This window comes from Bacillota bacterium, from assembly GCA_040754675.1.
Taxonomy (GTDB): Bacteria; Bacillota; Limnochordia; order Limnochordales; family Geochordaceae; genus Geochorda.
In genome coordinates this window covers 1-7,583 of sequence record JBFMCJ010000192.1, presented here as the reverse complement: position 1 = coordinate 7,583, position 7,583 = coordinate 1, and the positions used below count along the sequence as shown (strand labels likewise).

General features: G+C 70.4%; 8 protein-coding genes. All 8 read right to left on the bottom strand.

Annotated features, from left to right (window positions below; translation table 11 throughout):
* Positions 1 to 122: 122 nt before the first annotated feature.
* Positions 123 to 1,445: a methionine gamma-lyase family protein gene (locus AB1609_12015; GenBank protein ID MEW6047191.1), complete on the bottom strand. Its 1,323-nt coding sequence runs from the start codon at positions 1,443 to 1,445 to the stop codon at positions 123 to 125.
* A complete protein-coding gene (gene trpA / locus AB1609_12010) occupies positions 1,442 to 2,308 on the bottom strand; it encodes a tryptophan synthase subunit alpha (GenBank protein MEW6047190.1) in 867 nt (288 codons plus the stop codon). The genes AB1609_12015 and trpA overlap by 4 nt, the downstream gene beginning before the upstream one ends.
* Positions 2,305 to 3,579 carry a tryptophan synthase subunit beta gene (gene trpB, locus AB1609_12005; GenBank protein MEW6047189.1) on the bottom strand — a complete coding sequence of 425 codons (1,275 nt, stop codon included), beginning with the start codon at positions 3,577 to 3,579 and terminating at the stop codon, positions 2,305 to 2,307. Before trpB ends, trpA begins: the two co-directional genes overlap by 4 nt.
* A complete protein-coding gene (locus AB1609_12000) occupies positions 3,572 to 4,321 on the bottom strand; it encodes a phosphoribosylanthranilate isomerase (GenBank protein MEW6047188.1) in 750 nt (249 codons plus the stop codon). Before AB1609_12000 ends, trpB begins: the two co-directional genes overlap by 8 nt.
* Positions 4,269 to 5,141 carry an indole-3-glycerol phosphate synthase TrpC gene (locus AB1609_11995; protein ID MEW6047187.1) on the bottom strand — a complete coding sequence of 291 codons (873 nt, stop codon included), beginning with the start codon at positions 5,139 to 5,141 and terminating at the stop codon, positions 4,269 to 4,271. The genes AB1609_12000 and AB1609_11995 overlap by 53 nt, the downstream gene beginning before the upstream one ends.
* Positions 5,138 to 6,190 carry an anthranilate phosphoribosyltransferase gene (gene trpD / locus AB1609_11990; GenBank protein MEW6047186.1) on the bottom strand — a complete coding sequence of 351 codons (1,053 nt, stop codon included), beginning with the start codon at positions 6,188 to 6,190 and terminating at the stop codon, positions 5,138 to 5,140. Before trpD ends, AB1609_11995 begins: the two co-directional genes overlap by 4 nt.
* Positions 6,191 to 6,214: 24 nt before the next feature.
* Positions 6,215 to 6,910, bottom strand: coding sequence for an aminodeoxychorismate/anthranilate synthase component II (locus tag AB1609_11985; GenBank protein ID MEW6047185.1), 696 nt, complete (start codon positions 6,908 to 6,910; stop codon positions 6,215 to 6,217).
* A 42-nt stretch (positions 6,911 to 6,952) separates the two neighbouring features.
* Positions 6,953 to 7,583: anthranilate synthase component I family protein (locus AB1609_11980; GenBank protein ID MEW6047184.1), on the bottom strand; the 631-nt coding region annotated here is incomplete at its 5' end.

Here is a 7,583-nt window from a genome sequence, read left to right as displayed (position 1 = left end):
GCCTACCTCGGCGAGGCTACCGGTCGGTCCCAAGACCCCCGAACCGGAGGGAGGGTCCCGGTTGAGTACGTTTCGTTATGAGGCAACGTATCTCCGTTCAGGTACCTTTTGTTTTGAGGCAACTAGGCATTGTGGCGAACGGGCGCCAGGCCTTCCCGCACCAGTTCATGCAAGGCCCGCGCCACCCCCAGCGCGACGTGGTAGCGGGACAGCCCCCCCTGGATGAAGACGTCGAACGGCTCCCTCAGCGGCAGGTCGGCGGAGAGTTCGCTGGACGACCCTTGAATGAAGGTACCGCCTGCCATCACGACGGGATCCCGGTATCCGGGGAGGCGTGCCGGCCGGGGCCGGGCTCTTGCGTCCAGGGCGGAGGCCCGTTGAATCCCGCGGACAATGGCCAGCGCTGCCTCCTGGCTTGCGGCCCGCACGACTTGAACGGTGTCAAACCGCTCTTCAAACGGGCCCGGGCTGACCAAAAACCCGGCTGCCTCGAACGCGGCCGCCGCCACCACCGCTCCAGCCAGCGCCTCACCCACCATGCGGGGGGCCATGAACAGTCCCATCCACAGCCACCGGGTCACCCCCAGCCCCGGTCCTACCTCGCCCGCCAGGCCGGGGGCGGTGAGGCGAGCGGCAGCGAGGCCGATCAGTTCGGCGCGGCCCGCCAGGTAGCCACCGCTGGGTGCCAGGCCGCCCCCGGGGTTTTTGATCAGCGATCCTGCCACCAGGTCGGCGCCGGCATGCCCCGGTTCCCGTGATTCGGCGAACTCCCCGTAGGCGTTGTCCACCAGGACGGCGCAGCCCGGGCGGCGGTGAACTACCCGGCAGATGCGTTCAATCTCGGCCACCGAAAGGGACGGGCGCCACGCATAGCCCCGGGAGCGCTGCACCAGCACCATGCGGGTGCGCCCCGTGATGGCACCTTCGAGGGCGTTCAGGTCAACCCGCCCGGAAGATGCCAGCGGCACGACTCGGGTCCGGACTCCCCACTCTGCAAGGGAGCCGGGCGTGTCCTGGCCCTCGATCCCCAGCACGGGCCAGAACGTGTCATACGGGAGGCCCGTGGCCACCACCAGCTCGTCGCCCGGACGCAGCACGCCGAACAGGGCGCATGCCAGGGCGTGGGTGCCCGACACGAGCTGGGGCCGTACCAGGGCGGCCTCGGTTCCGAAGACCATGGCAAAGGCCTTCTCCAGAGCCTCCCGGCCTGGGTCCCCGTAAGCGTACCCCGTCGTTTCGGCGAGCAGGCCTTCGCTGGCGCCGACCTGGTGAAAGGCTGCCAGCACCCGGGCCGTGTTGCGCGCCACCACTGCCTCAATGGCAGCCCACGGGGACGGGCCGGTGGGTGCGGGCCGCTGCGCCCACTCGAGGGCTGCCAGGACGGCCTGCTCAGGCCAGGGTTCGAGCTCGGGAAACGCCTCGCGGATGAAGCTGCGACTGCTCATGGCCCCTCGAGAGCTCGGCGGATGGTGAAAGCGAGGTGTTCGACGCCGTGAAGGGCTGCCGGCGGGTCGTTTCCCTGCCGCTCCCAGAGGGCTGCGAAGGCGCTTCCCACCACCACGCCGTCGGCGAAACGGTACGCGCTGGCCTGCTGCGGCCCGGCGACACCAAATCCCACCGCCACCGGAAGAGGCGTTGTGCGGCGCAGCGCTTCCACCAGCTCTCTTGCCTGCGGCGCGACGTCCTGCCGGGCGCCCGTCACCCCCAGACGGCTGACCGCGTACACGAACCCGTCACTTGCCCGCGCCAGGCGCGCAAGCCTCGGGCCGCTGGTGGGCGCCGCCAGGCTGACCCAAGCCAGCCCCCGCTCTTCGAGCTCACAGCGCAGGCCCTCTGCCTCCTCGAGCGGGAGGTCGGGCGCAATCAAACCGGCCAGCCCGGCGGAGGCCACGGCGGCTGTGAAGTGGTCGGTTCCCATCTGGAGCAACGGATTGTAATAGCTCATGATGACCACCGGCACTGACGGAGCGGCCGCCTGCACCCGCGCGGCCGCCTCCAGCACCTGGCGCAGGGTCGCACCCCGCTCCAATGCCTTTGACGCCGCGTGCTGGAGAACCGGGCCGTCGGCCACCGGATCCGAGAAGGGAACCCCCACCTCCAGCACGTCACATCCCCCCCGCACAAGCGCCGCCAGGGCCTGTTCGGATGTGGGCACGTCGGGGTACCCTCCCATCCAGTACCCCACCAGGGCCGCGCGGCCCTCCTGCCGCGCCCGGCCGAAGGCCGCGGCCAGCCGCCTGCCCCCGGCAGTGCGGGCGTATGCCTCGAAGCTCGCTTCGTTCGGCGAGTGATGCGCTGCGCAGCTCATGCCTGGCCCTCGGCCGCCCTCTCTTCCGCTCTTGCAGCCAGGTGGCGGGAGGCCACCTCCACGTCCTTGTCGCCCCGTCCCGACAGGTTCACCAGGATGATGGCGCGGGAATCGAGCGTCCCGGCGAGCTGCACCGCCACGGCGACGGCATGAGCGCTTTCGAGCGCCGGCAGGATCCCCTCCGTCCTGGAAAGGACGCGGAACGCCTCCAGCGCCTCATCGTCGCTGGCTGTGATGTACCGGGCGCGGCCCGACGCCTTGAGGTAGCTGTGCTCCGGCCCCACTCCAGGGTAGTCCAGTCCGGCCGAAATGGAATGGGTCGGCGCCACCTGTCCATCGCCGTCCTGCAGCAGCAGGCTCCGGGAACCGTGCAGCACCCCGAGGCGTCCGTACGCCAGCGTGGCCGCATGCTTTCCAGCGCCGCCGCCCCGGCCGCCTGCTTCAACCCCCAGCAGCCTGACCTCCCTGTCCCGCAGAAAGCCGCGGAAAATGCCGATGGCGTTGCTACCCCCGCCCACGCATGCCACCACCCAGTCCGGCAGGCGTCCCTCGGCCTCCAGGATCTGCCGGCGCGCCTCCTGTCCGATGATGGACTGGAAATCCCCGACCATCAAGGGATACGGGTGGGGCCCGACCGCTGAGCCAAGGACGTAATGGGAGTCGTTGAGGGTGGCGACCCACTCCCTCAAGGCTTCGTCCACCGCCTCCTTCAGCGTGGCGCTGCCGATGCGAACCGGCCGCACCTCGGCGCCCAGCAGCTCCATCCGCACCACGTTCAGCCGCTGGCGCTCCATGTCCGCAGCGCCCATGAACACCGTGCACGAAAGCCCCAGGCGTGCGGCGGCCGTGGCCGTAGCGACCCCGTGTTGGCCGGCGCCCGTCTCGGCGATAAGCCGCCCCTTCCCCATACGCCGCGCGAGCAGCGCCTGCCCCAGCGCATTGTTGATCTTGTGCGCGCCGGTGTGGGCCAGGTCCTCCCGCTTCAGGTACAGCCGGGCGCCGCCGGCGTGCTCCGTGAGGCGTTCGGCGAAATAAAGCGGTGTGGGGCGGCCCGTGTAACTGGCCTGGAGCTCGCCCAGTTCAGCCCAAAACCCCGGGTCTTCCCGCGCCTCCCGGTAAGCCCGCTCCAGCGCCTCCAGGGCCTCCATCAGCGTCTCGGGAACGAAGCGGCCGCCGAAGCTGCCGAAGTAGCCCCTCGCATCAGGAACCCCGTCAGCTGGCGGTACCGGAGTCCAGGTTGGTTGTTCTCCCCCGTTCGAACGCCTACCCATCCCGAACCTCCCATTCTCGGACGGCCTGAACGAACGCCCGGATGGCCTGCGGTTCCTTGACACCGGGCCGGCCGGGCTCCTCCACTCCCGAGCTCACATCGACCCCCCAGGGCCGGATGGAACTCAGGGCCGCCTGCACGTTGGCGGGACGCAGCCCGCCGGCCAGGATGACCCGCAATTGCCGCGCGCGCAGCCAGGCCGCCCACTGTGAGGCAACCGGTTGGGCCAGCCTCACACCGGTGCCGCCCACCAGGGCCTTCGCACTTGCCCCGGTGCCGTCAGCGGAAGCGCCACTTCGGCTGTCCAGCAGGACGGCCCACGGCAACGGCCGGGCCGCGAAGTCAAGGAGGCCCGCACCTGCACCCGCATCGCCGGGCTCGCCGGGCCGAGAGCCCGAGGGCCACAGGGTCCGCACCGTCCGGAAGCCGGCCGCTTCGAGATGCAGCCGTACCGGCTCCGGCTCTCCTCCGTGAAGCTGCACGGTGTCAACGCCGGCCAGCCGGGCGAGGGTGAGGATCATGCCGCCGTCTTCGCCGCTGAACACCCCTACCACGCGCACCTTGCGGCCAAGCGCCGCCGCTTCGGCTCGTGCAAGATAGGCCAGGGCACGGGCCTGGTCGGGGGAGACGGCCCGGGGGCTTCGTGGCGTGAGGATGAGCCCCACCGCGTCCGCGCCCGCCCTCACCGCCTCAAGTGCGTCTTGTGGCCGCACGAGGCCGCAGACCTTCACCCAGACGTGCATACGCTTCCCGCGCCTCTCTCACGAGGGCTTCCGGGTCGGGGCTTCGCATCAGGGCCTCCCCCACCAGCACGGCGTCGGCACCGGCAGCCCAGGCTTCGGCCATCTGTTGGGCACTTCGGTAGCCGCTCTCGGCGATGGCAACGACCTCGCCGGGTATTCTGGGCAGGAGGCGGAGCGCCCGCTGCATGTCCACCTCGAACGTCTGCAGGTCCCGGTTGTTGACCCCGATGATCCGGACCCCGCCCATTTCCAGCACCCGGTCAAGTTCCGGCCCGTCGTGCACCTCAACGATTGCGTCAAGCCCCAGGTCGTACGCGGTATCCAGGAGCATGCGCAGGTCGTGTGGAGCGAGCGCGGCCGCAATCAGCAAGACCGCTGCCGCTCCACAGTGCCGGGCGAGTTCGACCTGGGCGGGACACACCACCACGTCCTTGTACAGCACAGGAAGGCCGACCGTGCGGCTCACGGCTTCCACGTCCTCGGGACTGCCGCCGAAGAACGCCTCGTCGGCCAGCACGGAGACCGCCGCAACACCGCTACGCCCGTACGCCGCCGCCCGGGCCGCCGCATCTGTGTCCGGGGCGATTGGGCCGGCAGAGGGCGACCGCCGCTTGACCTCCGCGATGATCGGGACCCTACCGGTTTGCCTGACCCTGCGGATCGCGTCAGCAAGGCCCGGCGTCTTCCTGCGCGGCTGCCCGCCCGGCTCCCGAGGCCAAGCGCCCGCTCGCCGCAACCCCTCCGCGCCGGCGCACCGGGCTTTCTTGTAAGCCACGATCTCGCCCAACCGGCCCTTCGGTGGCTCCCAGACAGCACTCACCGCGATGCCCCCGCCGCCGCGCCGCGGCGGGCGGTGCCGAACGCGACCAGCGCCTCCAGCCGCTCATAGGCCTGGCCGGAGTCCACCACGACCCGCGCCAGTTGCAGGGCGTCCCGTAGAGAGGGCGCCAGTCCGGCCGCCCACAGACAGCCGGCAGCGTTCAGCAGCACGACGTCCCGGTGCGGGCCCTGCCGTTGGCCGGTCAGCACCTCCCGGAGGATGCGGGCGTTGGTCACTGCTCCGTCGCCCCGGATGCTCGCTGCCGGGGCGGGAGGGACTCCCAGCTCGGCCGGGTCGATGGTGAAGCGGCTGACCCGATCCCCCTCAACCCACGCGGCCAGAGTGTGGCCCGAGAGCGTGATCTCGTCGAGCCCGTCGAGCCCGTGAACCACCAGCGCCCGCTCCACGCCGAGGCGGGTCAGGGCGTGCGCCACGAGCTCCACCAGCCTCGGTTCGTAGACTCCCACCAGCTGGAAGCGCGCGCCGGCCGGGTTGGTCAACGGCCCGAGGATGTTGAAGACGGTACGGATGCCCAGTTCTCGCCGGGGGCCGGCGGCGTGGCGCATTGCCGGGTGGAAGGTGGGTGCGAAGAAAAAGGCGATCCCGACCTGTTCAAGGCACTGGCCCACTTCGTCGGGCGTCAGATCGAGCGGCACGCCCAGCGCCTCCAGCACGTCCGCGCTACCTGCCTTGCTCGAAACCGATCGGTTGCCGTGCTTGGCCACCTTGAGGCCTGCCCCCGCCGCCACGAACGCGGCGGCCGTGGAGACGTTGATGGAGTTCGCAAGGTCGCCCCCGGTGCCGCAGGTGTCCACGATCGGGACGTTCTCCGGCACCCTGACCCGCACCGCCTGGCGGCGCATGGCCCGCGCCAGCCCGGCCACCTCCTCGGGCGTCTCCCCCCTCATGCGCAGCGCCACGGCAAAACCCGCGATCTGGGCCGGTGTGGCTTCGCCGGCCATGATGGCGCTCATGGCGGCATCCGCCTGGTCCTGGGAAAGGGACTGCCCCCCGGTGACGAGCGCAATGGCCTCTTTGATGTCAGACACTTCTCGAACCTCGCTCCCCTCGTCTCAGCTTGACTGCACGACGGCCTGACGCGCTTCCAGGCCCCCACTCGATCCCTGGGCCGCCAGCCTTCTGGCCATTTCGAGGAAGTTGGCCAGCAGGCCCCGCCCTTGCGGCGTGAGCACGGACTCCGGGTGGAACTGCACCCCCTCCACGGGCCGGCTGCGGTGCCGGACGGCCATGATGCAGCCTTCTTCGTCCACGGCGGAGATTTCCAGCACGTCCGGCAGGCTGTCCCGGACGATGCAAAGGGAGTGGTACCTGCCTGCCCGCAGCGGGTTGGGCAGTGCACGGAAGATGGTGCCGCCGTCGTGATGGATGAGGCTGCTCTTGCCGTGCAGGAGGCGCGGCGCACGCTCGACGCGCCCCCCGAACGCCACCCCGATGGCCTGGTGGCCCAGGCACACCCCCAGGATCGGGATGTCAACGGCCCGGCGGATGAGTTCGACGGAGATGCCCGCATCCTCGGGCCGGCCCGGCCCCGGCGAGATCAGCACGGCCAACGGGCGGCCGGCCAGCAGGCCGTCCACGCTCACCTGGTCGTTGCGAAAGACGACGGGATCCTCACCCAGTTCGCCCAGGTACTGCACCAGGTTGTAGGTGAACGAGTCGTAATTGTCGATGACGACAAGCGAGCGCTCGTGTTCACCCCCCTTCGTGCCGTTTCCGCCCAGGCTGGTGTTGCCGGCCTCCCGAGCCATCCCCCACTCTCCTCCCCTTGACCGCGTCAGCGCTCCAGCAATTCAGGCATCAAACCGGCTCAGAGCCGCAAAAAGCGCCTGCGCCTTGCTTTCGGTCTCCAGAAGCTCGCGCCGCGGCGTGGAGTCGGCTACGATTCCCGCCCCGGCCCTGGCATGGGCCACGCCCGCGCGGATGGCCAGGGTCCGGATGGTGATGCAGCTATCGGCACTGCCCGTCACGGAGAAGTACCCCACCGCACCGGCGTAGGGACCCCGCCCCGAGGCCTCCAGCTCGTCGATGATCTGCATCGCGCGAATCTTCGGGGCCCCGGTCACCGTGCCGGCCGGAAAGGCGGCGCGCACCAGGTCGAACGCATCCAGGCCGTCCCGCAGGGTCCCTTCCACCTCCGAGACCAGGTGCATCACGTGCGAGTAGCGCTCTACCTCCACGAGGCGCGTGACCCGCACCGTCCCGTACTGGCAGACCCGGCCCAGGTCGTTTCGCCCGAGGTCGACGAGCATCATGTGCTCGGCGTTCTCCTTGGGGTCGTCGAGCAACTCCGCCTCCAGGCGGCGGTCCTCGTCAGGTGTCCGGCCACGTGGGCGGGTGCCGGCGATGGGCCGCAGCAGGGCGCGGCCTTCGTGCAGCTTCACCATCACTTCGGGAGACGCCCCCACGAGGTACAGCGGCCGG

Bases quoted from the DNA above. Each gene is read 5' to 3' on its own strand.
- AB1609_11985 (MEW6047185.1), bottom strand. From the start codon at position 6,910: ATGGCTCGGGAGGCCGGCAACACCAGCCTGGGCGGAAACGGCACGAAG.
- AB1609_12000 (MEW6047188.1), bottom strand. From the start codon at position 4,321: ATGCACGTCTGGGTGAAGGTCTGCGGCCTCGTGCGGCCACAAGACGCA.
- trpA (MEW6047190.1), bottom strand. From the start codon at position 2,308: ATGAGCTGCGCAGCGCATCACTCGCCGAACGAAGCGAGCTTCGAGGCA.
- AB1609_12015 (MEW6047191.1), bottom strand. From the start codon at position 1,445: ATGAGCAGTCGCAGCTTCATCCGCGAGGCGTTTCCCGAGCTCGAACCC.
- trpB (MEW6047189.1), bottom strand. From the start codon at position 3,579: ATGGGTAGGCGTTCGAACGGGGGAGAACAACCAACCTGGACTCCGGTA.